The following is a 16,963-nucleotide window of genomic DNA, read 5'->3' on the forward strand; positions in this document are numbered from 1 at the left end:
GTGCAATTTAAAGCGCATACTGCCTCCACAACAATTCAGGAGGAAACCCATGTATCAGGTAGGTCATTTCATCGGCGGCAAGCATGTCGCCGGCACCTCGGGCCGCAAGCAGCCCATCTACAACCCGGCCACCGGCGAAGTGCAGGGCGAAGTCTCGCTCGCCAGCGCCGATGAACTCAACGCTGCCGTCGAGAACGCCAAGGAAGCCCAGGCCAAGTGGGCCGCCACGAACCCGCAGCGCCGCGCCCGCGTCTTCATGAAGTTCGTCCAGCTTCTGAACGACAATATGGACAGCCTTGCTGAAACCCTGTCGCGCGAACACGGCAAGACGATCGAAGATGCCAAGGGCGATATCGTCCGCGGTCTCGAAGTCTGCGAATTCGTCATCGGCATCCCGCATCTGTCGAAGAGCGAGTTCACCGAAGGCGCTGGCCCGAACATCGACATGTACTCGATCCGCCAGGCTGTCGGCATCGGCGCGGGCATCACACCGTTCAACTTTCCGGCCATGATCCCGATGTGGATGTTTGCGCCAGCGATTGCCTGCGGCAACGCCTTCATCCTGAAGCCTTCGGAGCGCGACCCGTCCGTTCCGATCCGGCTCGCCGAACTGATGATCGAGGCAGGTCTCCCGGCCGGCATCCTGAACGTCGTCAACGGTGACAAGTCGGCCGTCGATGGTATCCTCACCCATCCCGATATCTCCGCCGTCTCCTTCGTCGGCTCGACCCCGATCGCCCGCTACGTCTATGGAACGGCTGCGATGAACGGCAAGCGCGCCCAGTGCTTCGGCGGCGCCAAGAACCACATGATCATCATGCCGGATGCCGATCTCGACCAGGCAGCCCAGGCGCTGATGGGCGCCGGCTACGGCTCGGCCGGCGAGCGCTGCATGGCGATCTCGGTTGCCGTTCCGGTCGGCGAAGAAACCGCCAACCGCCTGATCGAAAAGCTGACCCCGATGGTGGAAAGCCTGCGCATCGGCCCTTACACCGATGATAAGGCCGATCTCGGCCCCGTCGTCACCAAAGAAGCCCAGGCACGCATTAAGGGCCTGATCGATAGCGGCGTCGAAGCCGGCGCCAAGCTCGTGGTCGATGGCCGCGACTTCAAGCTCCAGGGCTATGAGAACGGCTATTTCGTCGGCGGTTGCCTCTTCGACCACGTCACGCCGGATATGGACATCTACAAGACCGAAATCTTCGGACCCGTCCTCTCGGTCGTTCGCGCCAAGACCTATGAGGAAGCCCTCGATCTGCCGATGAAGCATGAATACGGCAACGGTGTCGCGATCTACACTCGCGACGGCGATGCCGCCCGCGACTTCGCCTCGCGCATTAACATCGGCATGGTCGGCATCAACGTGCCGATCCCGGTTCCGCTCGCCTACCACTCCTTCGGCGGCTGGAAGTCGTCCTCCTTCGGTGACTTGAACCAGCACGGCACGGACTCGATCAAGTTCTGGACCCGCACCAAGACGGTCACCAGCCGCTGGCCGTCCGGCATCAAGGACGGCGCCGAATTCGTCATGCCGACGATGAAGTAAGCGAACCACCAGCTCCATCAAATTTCCGCCACTCCGTCGCAAGACGGGGTGGCGTTCTCTTGTCAGTCTGTCTCCAATTGTTAGCTTCTCGTTCGGGAGGGCTGATCATGCCCAAAAAGAAGATCCACACGGGCGGCTGCCTCTGCGGCGCGATCCGCTTTGAAGCCGATGCGCCGGCCGCCAAACCGCATACCTGTTCCTGCAAGATGTGCCAGCGCCACACGGGCAGTCTCACCGCCACCTGGGTCGAATTCCCGCGTGAGGCCGTGCGCTGGATCGGGCCTTCAGGCAGTCCTTCCACGTGGCGCTCATCCGAGATCTCGTCGCGCGCCTTCTGCGGCACCTGCGGCTCTTCGATCGGTGCGATCGACGATCAGCCGACGGTGGCGCTCCTGCTCGGAGCCTTCGATCGCACCAGCACCGCCGATCTCAGGCCCGCCTATCATTCCTACAAGGGTGGCCGGCCGAAATGGTGGTGCATCGAGATCCGCGAGACGTGAACCGTGCAACGGGTGTACGGAGTGTCCTAGCGCACTTGAGTGCGTGTTCCTCTCATGATCAATGTTCAGGCGCGCGTCGCGGGGGATAGCGACGTGCGGGTTTTGATTTAATGAGGGACATTTTATGCAAGAGGCAGTCTTCGGCCGCGCCGACGCTTTGCGCCGCGGCGAGTTTCGCGGCAGCGCCGGTGAGTATTTCGGGATCTGGATCGTCAACATCCTGCTGACCATCGTGACGCTCGGGATCTACTCCGCCTGGGCCAAGGTTCGGCGCAACCGCTATTTCTACGGCAACTCGTTCATTGACGGTCACTCCTTCGACTACCACGCCAAGGGGCTACAGATCTTCATCGGCCGTGCCATCGTTTTCGGCTACATCGTTGGCTACAACATTCTCCTGACCTTCAGCCCGATCGCCGGCGGCATCCTGGCGTTGCTGATGTTCGTGCTGCTTCCCTGGATCGTCATGCGCAGCCTCCGCTTCAATGCGCGCGTTACGAGCTATCGCAACATTCGCTTCGACTTTGTCGGCAAGACCTGGGGCGCCTTCGTCGCGATCATCTTCGGCGGCCTCATCGCCTTCTTTTCGCTCGGCATTCTCGCGCCCTTCGCCAGTCGCTGGCTCTATCGTTACATCTTCAACAACCTGCGCTACGGCGACCGGGCCTTCGAGACAGATCCGAAGATCGGTGCCCTCTATCGCGTCTGGCTGCCTGCCTTCCTGCTGATGCTGGTCGGTGCTGCGATCGGCGGCGGGATCGCCATTTTCGGCTATTACAGCGCCGTCGAACGAGCAAGTGAGGCCTTCAACGATCTCGAAATGCAGATCATCACGGCCATTTACGGCGCCCTGATCCCGCTCTTGGTGCTTTGGGGGATCGCTGCGATCTTCTACCGCATCGGGGTTCGCAACGTGGTGATGAATGCCGCCCGCTTCGACGGACGTCACCATCTGTTTTCCGACCTCGGTCGCCTGCGCTACTTCTGGATCGTGGTTTCCAACCTCGTGGTCACGGTTCTCACGCTCAGTCTGATGCGGCCCTGGGCAGCGGTCCGCGAGCACCGCTATGTGATCGAGCATTCCGGCATCGTGGTCGATGGCGAACTCGGTGATGTGGTATCCTCGATGCAGGCGTCCGGCTCCGCCGTGACGGCGGAATATCTCGATCTCGAAGGGTTCGATTTTGGCTTCTGACGACAAGCGCATCGCCTCCGGTCGCTGGCATCCTCGCGGCTCAAGCCGGTCGGAGCCGGCGGTCCTCCTTGCGGAGGGCAAGACCCTCTTTGTCCGGCTCGACGCCGGAGGCGATCCGGTGTCTCTGGGAGACCTGGCGCGGACGGAGATATCCGCCCGCGTCGGTCGCATTCCCCGCAGGATCACTTTCTCAGACGGCTCGCTCTTCGAGACCGATGACAACGACGCCGTTGATCTCTGGCTAAGCAAGCATGGCAAGAAGGGGGGCGTTCATGAAATGGAGCGGTTTCACCCGCGTCTGGTTGCCTTCGTCATCGCCGTCGTGGTGCTTGCCGGCCTGATCTATCGTTATGCGGTCCCCGCTCTCGTCGAAGTGGCCGTTCTGGTGACACCGCCGGCGGTCACCGAGTGGATGGCAAGCGGTACGCTTCTGTCGCTCGACCAGGCCGTGTTCAGCGAAAGCCGATTGCCCGAAGCCCGTCAGACGGAGATCCTGGAGGCCTTCAATCAGGTGGCGGCGCTCTCCTCCCGGGGCACTGCCGGCTACAACCTGAATTTCCGTTACGGTGGCCCGATTGGCCCGAACGCGTTTGCCCTTCCCGATGGAACGCTTGTCATCACCGACGAACTGATCGAACTGGCCGACGGCGACATGGACATGATCATCGGGGTCCTCGCCCACGAAATCGGCCATGTCGAGGAAGAGCACTCGCTCCGCCAGCTCTATCGCGCAGCCGGAATGGCGGGTCTCATCATGCTAATTGCTGGTGACATCGGAGCGGCCGGCGAGGACATTCTGACCAATGGCGCTGCCCTGATGTCACTCTCCCATTCGCGTGACGCGGAAAACGAGGCCGACCGTATCTCGGTGGAGCTGATGGCCAAGGCCGGCCGTGATCCGCGCGCCATCGGCCGTTTCTTCGCACGGCTGGAGGAAAAGCTCGGTCTCGATGGAGATTCCTCCTTCCTGTCCACCCATCCGGGCACCAGCGAGCGGCGCGAGGCGATCGACAATCACGCGAAAACTGTCGAGGCCGGCGGCTCCTGAGGCGGAGGCGGACTATGGCACATGCCGAAATGCAAGAAGGGGCGGTCTGAGACCGCCCCTTCTGCTTTCACGTATCCGCGGAAGCTTACTGCGTTGCGCCGTAGTTCAGGCCGACCTTGTCGACCAGTTCGGAAGCGGTCTTGCGGTTGCCAGCGATGTCGGCGAGCGGCAGCGGATCAGCCTTGATCTCGCCGAAGCTGGCAACCATCTCGGAAACCTTGGCATTCGGACCAACAGGATATTCGAAGACCTGCTCTGCATAGATGGTCTGCGCTTCGTCGGAAGCCAGGAATTCCATCAGCTTGACGGCATTGTCCTTGTTCGGTGCGTTCTTTGTCAGCGCCATGCCGGAAATGTTGACATGCGTGCCACGATCAGCTGCGTTGGGGAAGAGAACCTTGACCGAAGCGGCCCAATCCTTTTCTTCCGGATCCTTCTCGTTGGTCTTCATCAGGCCGAGGTAGTAGGTGTTGGCAAGGCCGAGATCGCATTCGCCGGCATGGATCGCCTTGGCCTGGGCGCGGTCGTTGCCGTCAGGCTTCTTGACCAGGTTCTGCTTCAGTCCTGCGAGCCATGTTTCCGTGTATTCGGCGCCATGGTGGGCGACCATCGAGGCAAACAGGCCGACATTGTATGCGTGCTGACCGTCGCGCATGCAAATGCGGCCCTTCCACTTGGGATCGGCAAGCTCTTCGTAGGTGATCGCGTCTTCGGAGACGCGGTCCTTCGAAGCATAGAGCACGCGGCCACGGGTCGTCAGGCCGAACCAGTTGCCTTCCGGATCACGATACTGCGCCGGGATCTGGCTGTTGATGTTCTCGTCGACGAGCGGCTGGGTCACGCCGCCTTCCTTGGCTTCCGTGAGGCGCGCGATGTCGACCGTCAGGATGACGTCAGCCGGCGAGTTTGCACCTTCTGCCGTGATGCGCTCGACAAGACCCTTGTCGAGGAAGAGCACGTTTGTCTTGATGCCCGTCTCTTTCGTAAAGGCATCCGTCAGCGGCTTGATCAGCTCCGGCTGACGATAGGAATAGATGTTGACTTCGCCGTCTGCCAGTGCCGAGCCGGCCGAAAGAGCGAGCACAGAAACTGCGCCGAGTGCGATGGTGCGGATGGATGTCATGGTAGGCCTCCCTCTTTGCGGAATGTTGAGGCGCATATTCATGAAATAGGATAAGCTGTCAATTGCAGTCCAGTTTAATCACCAACACGTGAGTCTAGAACTTGAGTATTTTGGAATTGTTCAAAACTGCAAAAGGCGCTATATAAGCCGCAAGAAAACAGAGGAATCGTGCATGCGTTTGACAAAACAGACAAATTACGCCGTGCGCATGCTGATGTATTGCGCAGCCAATTCCGACCAGTTGAGCCGTATCCCGGAAATTGCGAAGGCCTATGGCGTGTCGGAACTCTTCCTGTTCAAGATCCTCCAGCCTCTCAACAAGGCTGGTCTGGTGGAGACGGTCCGCGGTCGTAACGGTGGCGTGCGCCTCGGCCGTCCGGCCGAAAAGATCACGCTGTTCGATGTCGTTAAGGTCACGGAAGACAGCTTCGCCATGGCGGAATGCTTCGAGGACGACGGTGACGTCGAATGCCCGCTGATCGACAGCTGTGGCCTGAACTCAGCGCTGCGCAAGGCCTTGAACGCCTTCTTCGACGTGCTTTCCGAATACACGATCGACGACCTCGTCAAGGCACGCCCGCAGATCAACTTCCTGCTCGGGATCGACGACCTGCAGCCGCGCCGTGTGGCCGCCGCTCCAGCTGCCGCGCCGGCCGCCTGAAAGTCTTCGAATATTTACTTGATCAAACCCGCCGAAAGGCGGGTTTTTTCGTTGCAGGGCAGGGCCTTTGCACCCGCCTTGCTTCCTTCCGGTACTCTGCTACGTTTACGTTCACGGCAATTAAGATCTGCCGGTGGGGGCGACTTGAAACGGGTTGCTGGTGCAAGTCTCTGGGGGGAGCATGTACGACTATGTCATCATCGGTGGCGGATCGGCCGGCTCCGTCCTTGCGGCGCGGCTGAGCGAGGATCCGTCGGTTACCGTTTGCCTGCTGGAAGCCGGCGGTCGGGGTGACGGCATCTTCGCCCGCGTGCCCATGGCGGCTGCGGCTGTCGTGCCGGGCCATGTGAAGAGCGGCAACTGGCGTTTTTCGACTGTGCCGCAGGCGGGCCTCAACGGTCGCCGCTGCTACCAGCCGCGTGGTCGCGGTCTCGGCGGCTCCAGCCTGATCAATGCCATGCTTTATGTGCGTGGCCATTCCGGCGATTATGACGAATGGGCCTCCCTCGGCTGTGAAGGCTGGTCCTGGGCCGATGTTCTCCCCTGGTTCAAAAAGTCGGAAGACAACATTCGCGGCGCTGATGATCTGCACGGCCGAGGCGGCCCGCTGCAGGTCTGTGACCAGAACTGGACGCGCCCGATCAACCAGGCCTTTCTGAAGGCCTGCGAGCAGAGTGGTCACCATCAGAACGACGATTTCAACGGACCGCAGCAGGAGGGGGCCGGCGTCTATCAGGCCACCCAGTTCTGGAACGGTCCGAAGCGCGGCGAACGCTGCTCGGCGGCGGCGGCTTATCTCCACGACGTGATGGCGCGGCGCAATCTGACTGTCATCACCGAGGCCCATGTGTCGCGCATCCTGGTCGAGCAGGGCAGGGCAATTGGCGTCGCCTATCGCTTCGGCAAGGAAGAGCGGACCGTCCGTGCGGGACGCGAAGTGCTCTTGTCGGCAGGGGCGCTGCAATCACCGCAGATACTGATGTTGTCCGGGATCGGGCCGGCCGATCATCTGACCTCTCTCGGCATTCCCGTGGTTCTCGAGCGGCCGCAGGTTGGCGCCAATCTCCAGGATCACCTCGACTACACCATGATCTTCCGCTCGCCGGATACCGACATGTTCGGCATGGGAGTCATGGCGACGCGCGATCTGATGCGGGCGGCCAATGAATGGCGCACGGAGCGCATGGGCCATTTGCGATCGACCTGCGCGGAATCAGGCGCTTTTCTGAAGACCGACCCGTCGCTCGATCGGCCTGATATCCAGCTGCATTTCCTTGTTGCGATGGTCGACGACCACGTGCGCAAAATGCACTGGGGCCATGGCTATTCCTGCCATGTCTGCGTGCTGCGCCCGCATTCGCGTGGGACCGTTCGGCTTGCAAGTGCCGATCCGTCCGCCGCGCCGCTGATCGATCCCGCTTTTCTCTCCGATCCGCGCGACCTGGAAACCTTGCGCAAGGGCGCCCGTATGATGGCCGAGATCATGGCATCCCCCGCATTCGATCGCTATCGCGGACCGGAGCTCTATCCAGCCGGAACATCGGATGCGGAGCTGGACGCGGCCATCCGCGCCCGGGCCGATACGATCTATCACCCCGTCGGCACATGTCGCATGGGCTCGGATGCCGATGCGGTGGTCGATCCCGATCTCAGGCTGAAGGGCATAGTGGGGCTGCGCGTCGTCGATGCCTCGGTTATGCCGCGCCTGATCGGTGGCAACACCAACGCCCCCGTCATCATGATGGCGGAAAAGATCGCCGCATCCATCCGGTCCGAACTCCGTGCCACGAGGGAGCGACGCTCGGCCAGTGAGGCGGCCAGCAAGAGCGGATTGCATTTCGCCTGAACCTTCCTATTGTCGCGACCCTTGAATGAGGGTTGAGGAAGAGGAAGAGCATGCCGCAGGACAATAAGCCGACCGCCCCGCAGGCGGTGATCGTCATGGGAGTCAGCGGCTGCGGAAAGTCCTCGGTCGGTGAGGCGCTCGCGGCCCGTCTCGGGCTTCCCTTCATCGAAGGCGATGTGCTGCATCCGGAAAGCAATGTCGCGAAGATGGCGGCCGGAACGCCGCTAACCGATGAGGATCGCTGGCCCTGGTTGACGGTGATCGGCGAGCGCATGGCGGACGCTTTAGCGCGCGGTGAAGGGATTATCGTCTCCTGCTCGGCGCTCAAGAAGATCTACCGCGAGCACCTGCGCGCCGCGACCGGTGGCCGCCTCGCCTTCATCTATCTCGATGGTTCACGGGAATTGCTCGGCCGCCGCATGGGCGCGCGCACCGGGCATTTCATGCCGCTTGGTCTGCTCGATAGCCAGCTTGCGACGCTGGAGGTCCCGACCGGCGAGCCGGGCGTTGTCACAGTCTCCATCGATCAGCCGGTCGATGGCATCGTCGCCGACACGCTTGACGGTCTGAAAGCGGAAGCCTGAGCCTCAACCCTCATAGCCCAACAGCGGACCGTAAAGCTCCGGACGGCGGTCTCGAAACAGGCCCCAGCTGGCACGCTGCTTCGCAATTCCGTCGAGATCGAAGGTCGCGGTCAACACCGTTTCCGTCTCCCGGTCAGCGGTCGCCACCATCGAACCGGTCTGGTCGCAGATGAAGGACGAGCCGTAGAAGGTGAGCGACGTGCCCTTGCGACCGTCTTCCTTGCCGATGCGGTTCGAGGCGATGACCGGCATAATGTTCGCGGCAGCATGACCCTGCATCACCCGCTGCCAGTGGCCGGAGCTGTCGAGGCTTGCATCCTGCGGCTCCGAGCCGATCGCGGTCGGATAGAGCAAGAGTTCGGCGCCCTGCAGTGCCATGGCGCGCGCCGCCTCCGGGAACCACTGGTCCCAGCAGATGCCGACGCCGATCGTTGCGTGCCGCGTCTCCCATACCTCGAAACCGGTATCGCCGGGCGAGAAGTAGAATTTCTCGGTATAGCCGGGCCCATCGGGAATATGGCTCTTGCGATAGATGCCGAGTACGTCGCCGGTGGCATCGACGATGGCGATGCTGTTGAAGAAGGTCTGCCCGGCTTTTTCGAAGAAACTGACGGGAATGACCACGTTGAGCTCTTCTGCCAGTGCTGAGAAGTGCTCGATCAGCGGATTGTCATGGGCGGGTTGTGCGAGATCGAAGAACTCCGCGATCTGGTCCTGGCAGAAGTAAGGTGCTTCGAACAGTTCCTGGATCAGGACGATCTGCGCGCCCTTGGATGCTGCCTCGCGCACGAGCTTTTCGGCCCGGGCGATGTTGGCGGGCAGATCCCACGTGCAGGCCATCTGGGTCGCGGCGACGGTGACGGTGCGGGTCATCTCTTCTCTCCTCAAACGCCGAGCCGGTCGCGCATGCCGTAATACCAGGCACCGAGCGCCGTGAACGGCACCCGGAACATGCGCCCACCCGGGAAGGGATAGGCCTGCAGCGATGACCAGACGTCGAAGCGGCTCATCTGGCCATGCACGGCCTCGCCGAGGATCTTGCCGAGCAGATGCGTCGTCGTCACGCCATGGCCGCTGTCGCCATGCGAGAAGTAGACGGTGTCAGACAGCTTGCCCATATGCGGGATACGCGTGAGCGTCAGCGCGAAATTGCCGCTCCAGGCATAGTCGATCTTCACGTCCTTCAGCTGCGGGAATGTTTTCAGCATGTTCGGACGAATGACGCCCGTCAGGTTCTTCGGATCTTGGCCGCCATAACCGATGCCGCCACCATAAAGCAGGCGGTTGTCGGCGGTGCGGCGGTAGTAGTCGAGCACGTAATTGGCGTCCTCGACGCAGTAATTCGACGGCAGCAGTTCCTCTATCAGACCAGGATCGAGCGGCTCGGTTGCCATCACCTGGCTGGAAACCGGCATCATCTTCTCGGTCACCTTCGGCGCGATCCCAGCCATATAGGCATTGCCGCAGACGAGGATATGCTTGGCCCTGACGATGCCGCCCTCGGTGCAGACGAAAGGTTGCGGGCCGGTATCGAGATGCACGACCTTGGAGTTCTCGAAAATCTTGGCGCCGAGGCTTTCGGCCGCTGCCGCCTCGCCGAGCACCAGATCGAGCGGATGGATATGTCCGCCGTGCCGGTCTATCATGCCACCGACATAGCGGTCGGTCTTGGCATATTTCGCGACCTCGGCCTTGGAAACCATCTCCAGCCCGTCATGGCCATGCTTCATCCAGTGCGCCCGGACATCAGCCATCTCCTTCACCTGTTTGTCGGTGAAGGCTGCGAAGAACCCGCCGTCGACGAGATCGCATTCGATCCCGTATTTCGCTACGCGCTCACGAATGATCCGCCCGCCTTCTAGCGACATCTCGCCGAGCCGATCGGCCTTCTCCTGGCCGTAGCGCCGGGCGATGGTTTCGAGGTCACGGCTGTAGCCGTTGACGATCTGGCCGCCATTGCGACCCGAGGCGCCAAAGCCGATGCGATCGCCTTCAAGAACGATGACGGCATAGCCCTTTTCCGAAAGCTCGAGTGCCGCCGAAATGCCGGTAAAGCCGGCGCCGATGATGCAGATGTCGGCCGTGTGCTGGCCGTCCAGCGTCGGGCGCACCCGCTTGTCGCGGGCAGAGGCTGCGTAATAGGTGGCCGCATGGCCGGGATTGGGTCCGATCGACTTCGTCATGGCTTCACCTCACACGGTCCGGATATAGGCGTCGTATTCGACGTCGGTCACACGCAGCGAGAACTCCGAGAGTTCCTGCTGCTTGCAGGCGGTATAAAGGCTGCGATATTTCGGCCCGAGCGCCGCATAGGCGAAACTCGACTTGCCAAAGCGCTGCAGCGCATAGTCCCAGTTGGTCGGCAGCGGCTCGTGGTTGACGGCATGGTCGTCGCCGGAGATCGCCCCGCCGGGCGAAAGCTTCTCCTTCATGCCGGCGAGCGCCGCCGATAGGATCATGGCGAGAACCAGATAGGGATTGGTGTCGGATCCGGCGACGCGGTGCTCGATGCGGGTCGCCGGTTTGGACGCAGTGATGACGCGAACGGCGGCAGACCGGTTGTCGAAGCCCCAGGATGCATAGGTCGGCGCATGTTCGGAGGGGCGCAGGCGGCGATAGGAGTTCTGGTGCGGCGCAAAGATCGCCATGCTCTCGCCCATGCTTTCCAGGAGCCCACCGACCGAATGGAAGAGGGCATCCGAGGGGCCATCCTCGCCGACATAAATGTTCTCGCCCTTTTCGTTCAGGATCGAGAAATGCACATGCATGCCGCTGCCGGCCTGGGTGCCATAGGGCTTGGCCATGAAGGTGGCGTCGAGGTCGCTGGCGCGCGCCACGCCCTTGACGATGCGCTTGAGCAATACCGCGTAGTCCGCAGCCGCCAGTGCATCGGGCACGTGGTTGAGGTTGATCTCGTACTGACCGGGACCGTTTTCGCGCAACGTCGTATCGGCCGGCACCTTCTGGGCGCGGGCGGCCGTCGAAATGCCGTGGAAGACCTCTTCGAAGTCCTGCAATTCGGAGATCGACAGCACCTGCGTCTGGCCCGTATGCCAGCGGCCGTCTCTTGTGTTCGGCGGACGCACTGGATCGAGCGCCGAGCGCACAGGATCGATGAGGTAGAATTCGAGTTCTGTGGCAACGACGGGCGTGAGCTTGGCCGCCGTGAAGCGTTTCAGCACATTGCCGAGCACCTGACGCGGATCGGCGTAGAAGCTCTCGCCTTCCTGTGTATGCATCTGCAGGAGAACCTGCGCCGTCGGGCGCGACAGCCAGGTCACGCGTGACAGCGTTCCCGGAACCGGAAAGCAGATGCCATCCGGATCGCCGGTTCCCTCGGCAAGGCCCGCTGCATTCACGTCACGGCCCCAGACGTCGAGTGCATAGACCGAGCGCGGCATGGCCATGCCCTTGGTCAACACATCGATCGCGCGTTCCCGCGGGATCCACTTGCCGCGAGGCACGCCGTTTACGTCAATGACGAAGGCTTCAAGTACTTCAATATCGGGATTTGCCGCGAAGAATTCGCGTGCCTCTTCGGCCATGTCCATGGATCACCGTGTGGCTGATGTCGATCGGGTTCGAAACGCGCGATAGTGCGCGAACGGATGCTGGTCCGCTAACGATAGACGCTTTTCGCGTTATGGATCAAACACCGGCGCATGCCACTGTCCGTCTTTTCCTGATCCCCTCGACCGGCGGCGTTCTTGCGACGCGTGCTTCGTTCCGGCCTGTTTCCACCGGGAAACAATTTGATCAAATTATGCGGAATGACTACCACCTTGGCGCCAAAAAGGCTAGCCCCCTGAGAAGGGGGCTAGAAAAGCGTTGTTTTTCAGGGGTGAAAACGCTCCGGGCTCCAGGCCCTTGCATCGAGGAATGGCCTCTCCCCATCCATCATTTCGGCGATCAGACGGCCCGTGACTGGCCCGAGCGTCAGGCCGTGATGCGCATGGCCGAAGGCGAACCACATGCCCTCGTGGCGCGGCGCCTTGCCGATAACAGGCATCATGTCCGGCGTGCAGGGGCGGGCACCCATCCAGGGTTCGGCGTCGAGCCGGTCGGCGAGCGGGAAGATCTCGCGCGCCACCTTTTCCGCCCGGGCCAGCTGCACCGGAGATTTCGGCGCATCGCGATTGGCGAATTCCGCACCCGTCGTCAGGCGAATGCCCTTTTCCATTGGCGCCAGGAAATAACCGCGCTCAGCATCCATGGTCCAGTTGTTGAGGACGGCATTGCCCTCAGGCGCATAATGCATGTGATAGCCGCGCTTGACGCCGAGCAGGAAGCGATAGCCGAACTTGCGGGTCACTTCCTCCGACCACGGGCCAAGTGCCAGCACCACATCGTCGCCCTCGACCATGCCGTCATCGGTCTTCACTTTCCAGCCGCGGCCGGAGGCACCGGTGTCAAGCGTCGTCGCATCGCCCTTGACGAAACGACCGCCAAGCGACTGGAAATAGGCGAGGTAGGCCATCGTTAGCCCATGCGGACTGGTGACCGACCAGGGATCGTTCCACTTCAACCCGCCAACGAAATCACCCCGGATATGCGGCTCTTCCTTGGCCAGTTCTTCGCGATTCAGCGCCCGGTAGCTGACGCCGTATTCGCGCGCCAGGCGCTCGGCCTCGGCGAGCTCGGTGTCGCGTTTGCCGGTGGTGCGGAAGATCTCCATCCAGCCGTCCCGGCGGATCAGATGGTCGGCATTTGCAGCCTGGATCAGGTCCTGGTGTTCGGTGATCGAGTTCTCGATCAGTGGCGCGTAAGCGCGTGCAATCGCCTGATGGCGGCTCTTGTTCGAATGCCACCAGTAGCGGGACAGGAACGGCACGAGCTTCAGCATCGCGCTTGCATGATAATGCGCGTCGATCCGGTTGTTAAAACCGTAGCGGATCAGCATCCCGAGCTCCTGCGGGAAGCCATAGGGCACGACCCCCTCGCGCTGGATCAGACCGGCATTGCCGAAGGAGGTTTCCTCGCCAGCGCCGCGGCGGTCCACCAGCACCACCGAACGCCCGCGACGGGCGAGATGGATGGCTGTGGAAACGCCGATAATGCCGGCGCCGAGCACGAGGGTAACCTTGGACATGTCAGTTGAATTCCTGAAGGTGGGATTGCCGGGCAAGGATGCATTTCAGCCTGTTGCGGCGCAAACGAAAAATCGCCGCATTTGCCGCAATCCTCAAAATCCTTGTCGATCCCGAATCATGCCATATCTCCAGTCGAAGCGAAGGCAGCCAACGAAGGGGACTTGATGCGCCTGCTCATTCTTGGCTGCGCCTGGCTGATGGTCGGGATCGGTGTCATCGGCATCTTCCTGCCGGTCTTGCCGACGACGCCTTTCATGATCCTGGCCGCTGCGCTCTTCGCGCGTTCCTCGCCCCGTTTCGAGCAGTGGCTGATCGACCATCCGCGTTATGGCCAGCCCCTGATCGACTGGCGTCGGGAAGGCGCGATTTCGCAAAAGGCCAAGATCGCTTCGGTGTCGGCGATGGCGGCAAGCTTCGGCATCGTGCTATTCTTCGGACCGCCGCAGATCTGGCTGAAGGCTCTGATCGGCTTCATCCTGCTTTGCTCTGCCGCTTTCGTGCTCACCCGGCCTGCGCCAGGGCGCCAAGGCTGAAGTCATGGCCGCCGGAAAGCAGCGAATGGGCGGCCGACAGAGCCTGGATCTGGCGTGCCGACTGCGGTCGGCCGAAGAGATAGCCTTGTCCCTCTTCGCAGCCCATGGCCGCGAGCATCTCTGCCTGCAGCGCATTTTCGATGCCCTCGCCAACCACCTCGAGGCTAAGACCATGGGCAAGCGTCATGACCGCTTGGACGATGCTCTGGGTCGCGGAATCGCTGACCATCTCGCGGACGAAGGACTGATCGATCTTCAGCTTGTCGAGCGGCAGGCTGGAGATGTAGCTAAGCGATGAATAGCCTGTCCCGAAGTCGTCGAGCGCAATCGTCACGCCGAGATCGCGCAGCGCATCCAGTTTGGAGAAGAGCTCCTCGGAGCGCTCGACGAAGATGGATTCGGTGATCTCGACATGCAGCCGGTGCGGCTGAAGACCGCTGGCGTCGAGCGCCGCACGGATGTCGGAAATCAGATCGCCGCGCAGAAACTGAACCGGGGAAATGTTGACGGCAACGCTGACATGTGAGGGCCAACTGGTAGCGGCCTTGCAGGCCTCGCGGAACATGAACTGGCCCAGATCGCAGATGAAGCCGTTTGCTTCCGAGATGCTGATGAATTCCGCCGGCGAGATCGTGCCGAGTGTCGGATGCTGCCACCGCAAAAGCGCCTCGGCGCCCGCGAGCCGCCCAGAGGTAAGGGCGACCTGCGGCTGAAAGAGCAGGAAAAACTGTCCCTGATCGAGCCCGGTGCGCAACTCCGCTTCCAAAAGCCTTGAGCGAGCCCTGCGCAGCGTCGAGGCAGGATCATAGGCCCGCCAGCCACTTCCTCCGACCCGCTTGGCATCGATGAGCGCAAGTTCCGCCGCTTCCACCCATTTCCCCGGATGGCCGAGATTGTCCGAGCCGCTGCAGGCGCCGATGCGGGCGTTGAGTTCGATCTTGATCCCGTCGATGCCGAAGGGCGTGTCGAAGAGCGCGAGCAAGTCAGCCGCACTTTCGGCAAGCGCGTCCTCACCCTCGATGCCGGGGGTGGCAAAACAGAGAACGTCGCCCGCGAGCCGGGCGGTCAGCCCATCGATGCCCGCATGGCGCCGAAGGCGGCCCCCTACGGCCTGCAGGACGCTGTCGCCCTTTTCCCGGCCGAGCATTTCATTGAGATGACCGAAGCGATGCAGGTCGATGGCAAAGACGGAAAAGCCGCGCCCGGTGGCCGCCATAGCGTCGATCAGGCCACGTCGGGTCAAAAGCCCTGTAAGATCGTCGATCCGTGACATCTCTTCGAGCTTGGTCTCGTAGAGGCGGCGCGCCGTCACGTCGCGCAGGCTGATACAGGTCACGTGCGAGCCCACCGATGACAGCCCCTGGCCGCCAAGGCTTTCGAAGGGGGAGATCGTGATGACGGCTTCGAGATGCCGTCGGCCTTTTCGGCCTGGAATGTCGAGTGCAACGGTCTGGCTGTGAACCTGCTGGGGATCTGTAAGGTGGATCGCTTCGAGCGCGATCAGCGCATCGGTCAGGGCAGGGGGCGCGAATACACTCAGATTGCTACCACGCGCGACAGCTTGGTCGAGTTCGAGCAAGCCGCTCATGGTCTGGCTGGCATCGAGCAGGTTGAGCTTCTGATCAAGCACGATCACCGGGTCGATGCTGTCATTGATGACGCGCTTCAGGACACGGCGAATGTCGCGGTTTTCCGTTACCGCGAGCTCCGCCAGCCATCCGCTGAGCCCCACTTTTTCGGCCATCAGCATGAAAAAGCCGAAGGCGAACATCAGCCAAAGGCTGGCGGTGTGGAAGACCAGGGCCTCGTGCTTGTAGAGGAGGAAGGAGATCGCCTCGCCAATCGTCAGCAAGGCCGCGGATGCTGCGAGCGGCACGCCCAGCGACTGGCGATGGAAGGTGAGGGTATAAGCGATGATCAGGGCCGCTAGCAGCAGGCCGATCGGCTCGGTGCGCAGCGGCCGCAAAATTCGGTCCTGAACCAGCGTCTCCGTCGCCATCACATGCAGCATCGGGCCACTGAGGATGCCGTAGATGGGCACCGCAAACAGGTCCTTCAACTCCGTGGCATAGGCGCCGACCACCACCGACTTGCCATCGATGGCATCGCGTCCGACAGCGCCGGAGAGGATATCGGTGACCGAATAGGTGGGAACTGTTTCAGGCCGGATGGAGAAGTCGATCTCGAGCCGGCTGGTCCGTGCGTCACTGTAGCCGGCAAGGACTGCGGGCGCCGACTGCGTCGGAATACCGTCGATGAGTTCCGTGACCGGGAAGGACCGCAGCAGGCCATCCTCATCCAGCGCAACATCGACCAAAGCCGGCCAGGAATGCTCGGCAAAGATCGGCAGCGGCGAAGTCACGGTCAGCGGATCGGCCGAATGCGCACCGAACTGCTGGCGGAAAATCGGCAGGATGACACCGCCACCGGCCTCTTCGAGAGCTTTCGCAAGCCGCGCATCGTGTTCCGGCTGGGAGGGAGTGCTGAAGTCGATATCGAGAAAGATGTCCTGAACACCGGCCGCCACCAGTCTGTCGATCAGCTCGGCATGCACGGCGCGCGGCCAGGGCCAGGTGCCAATCTCGGTCAGGCTTTTCTTGTCGATGGCAACAAATACGAAGTCGCCGCTGGCAGCCCTGGGAGCCGCAGCGGCACGATATGCCATCAGATCGTTGTCGAGATGCTGCACCACCGACAAGGAGGGCAAGAACAGCGGAAGCGCCATGATCACCGCGATCATGGCGAGCCGAAGCGATACCAGCCGTGCCAGGAAACCGGATGCTGGGCGAATGCTATCCGTCATGCACGCATCCTGGTGGTGTGGCGAACGCTCTCAT

General features: G+C 61.8%; 14 protein-coding genes. 8 read left to right on the top strand and 6 right to left on the bottom strand.

Annotation, left to right across the window (positions count from 1 at the left end; genetic code table 11):
* The first annotated feature begins 49 nt into the window (after positions 1–49).
* The 4 genes from ACQKP1_RS03460 (at position 50) to ACQKP1_RS03475 (ending at position 4,289) form a co-directional block, all read left to right on the top strand.
* A complete protein-coding gene (locus tag ACQKP1_RS03460; protein WP_427274197.1) occupies positions 50–1,546 on the top strand; it encodes a CoA-acylating methylmalonate-semialdehyde dehydrogenase in 1,497 nt (498 codons plus the stop codon).
* 107 nt (positions 1,547–1,653) lie between these two features.
* Positions 1,654–2,046: a GFA family protein gene (locus ACQKP1_RS03465; protein ID WP_427274198.1), complete on the top strand. Its 393-nt coding sequence runs from the start codon at positions 1,654–1,656 to the stop codon at positions 2,044–2,046.
* 124 nt (positions 2,047–2,170) lie between these two features.
* On the top strand, positions 2,171–3,241 hold the full coding sequence (locus tag ACQKP1_RS03470; protein ID WP_427274199.1) for a YjgN family protein: 1,071 nt from the start codon (positions 2,171–2,173) through the stop codon (positions 3,239–3,241).
* Positions 3,231–4,289 (top strand): M48 family metallopeptidase, encoded by a 1,059-nt coding sequence (locus ACQKP1_RS03475; protein ID WP_427274200.1) that lies wholly within the window; start codon positions 3,231–3,233, stop codon positions 4,287–4,289. The genes ACQKP1_RS03470 and ACQKP1_RS03475 overlap by 11 nt, the downstream gene beginning before the upstream one ends.
* A gap of 85 nt (positions 4,290–4,374) precedes the next feature.
* On the opposite strand, the gene ACQKP1_RS03480 is transcribed toward ACQKP1_RS03475, so the two are convergent.
* Entirely contained in the window at positions 4,375–5,412 is a 1,038-nt protein-coding gene (locus ACQKP1_RS03480; protein WP_427274201.1) for a Fe(3+) ABC transporter substrate-binding protein, read from the bottom strand.
* 172 nt (positions 5,413–5,584) lie between these two features.
* Between ACQKP1_RS03480 and rirA the strand changes: the two genes are divergently transcribed.
* From rirA to ACQKP1_RS03495, 3 genes are all read left to right on the top strand, one after another.
* A complete protein-coding gene (rirA, locus tag ACQKP1_RS03485; RefSeq protein WP_054150784.1) occupies positions 5,585–6,073 on the top strand; it encodes an iron-responsive transcriptional regulator RirA in 489 nt (162 codons plus the stop codon).
* 181 nt (positions 6,074–6,254) lie between these two features.
* A complete protein-coding gene (locus ACQKP1_RS03490) occupies positions 6,255–7,919 on the top strand; it encodes a GMC family oxidoreductase (protein WP_427274202.1) in 1,665 nt (554 codons plus the stop codon).
* Positions 7,920–7,969: 50 nt separating this feature from the next.
* Positions 7,970–8,503 carry a gluconokinase gene (locus ACQKP1_RS03495; protein ID WP_427274203.1) on the top strand — a complete coding sequence of 178 codons (534 nt, stop codon included), beginning with the start codon at positions 7,970–7,972 and terminating at the stop codon, positions 8,501–8,503.
* Between the two features lie 3 nt (positions 8,504–8,506).
* Here ACQKP1_RS03495 and aguB read toward each other — a convergent pair whose 3' ends face one another.
* From aguB to ACQKP1_RS03515, 4 genes are all read right to left on the bottom strand, one after another.
* Positions 8,507–9,376 carry an N-carbamoylputrescine amidase gene (gene aguB / locus ACQKP1_RS03500; protein ID WP_427274204.1) on the bottom strand — a complete coding sequence of 290 codons (870 nt, stop codon included), beginning with the start codon at positions 9,374–9,376 and terminating at the stop codon, positions 8,507–8,509.
* Between the two features lie 11 nt (positions 9,377–9,387).
* The gene (locus ACQKP1_RS03505; protein ID WP_427274205.1) at positions 9,388–10,686 is read right to left on the bottom strand and encodes an NAD(P)/FAD-dependent oxidoreductase; all 1,299 of its coding nucleotides are present in this window, start codon (positions 10,684–10,686) and stop codon (positions 9,388–9,390) included.
* A 9-nt stretch (positions 10,687–10,695) separates the two neighbouring features.
* Complete coding sequence (locus ACQKP1_RS03510) at positions 10,696–12,054, bottom strand: glutamine synthetase family protein (protein WP_203012840.1); 1,359 nt, start codon at positions 12,052–12,054, stop codon at positions 10,696–10,698.
* Positions 12,055–12,338: 284 nt separating this feature from the next.
* A complete protein-coding gene (locus ACQKP1_RS03515) occupies positions 12,339–13,592 on the bottom strand; it encodes an NAD(P)/FAD-dependent oxidoreductase (RefSeq protein ID WP_427274206.1) in 1,254 nt (417 codons plus the stop codon).
* A gap of 165 nt (positions 13,593–13,757) precedes the next feature.
* Between ACQKP1_RS03515 and ACQKP1_RS03520 the strand changes: the two genes are divergently transcribed.
* On the top strand, positions 13,758–14,126 hold the full coding sequence (locus tag ACQKP1_RS03520) for a YbaN family protein (RefSeq protein ID WP_427274207.1): 369 nt from the start codon (positions 13,758–13,760) through the stop codon (positions 14,124–14,126).
* On the opposite strand, the gene ACQKP1_RS03525 is transcribed toward ACQKP1_RS03520, so the two are convergent.
* A complete protein-coding gene (locus tag ACQKP1_RS03525) occupies positions 14,095–16,929 on the bottom strand; it encodes an EAL domain-containing protein (protein ID WP_427274208.1) in 2,835 nt (944 codons plus the stop codon). The two genes, ACQKP1_RS03520 and ACQKP1_RS03525, sit on opposite strands and share 32 nt — an antisense overlap.
* Positions 16,930–16,963: the final 34 nt, after the last annotated feature.

The sequence above is a fragment of the Allorhizobium sp. NPDC080224 genome, from assembly GCF_050281005.1.
In the GTDB taxonomy this organism is placed as follows: domain Bacteria; phylum Pseudomonadota; class Alphaproteobacteria; order Rhizobiales; family Rhizobiaceae; genus Allorhizobium.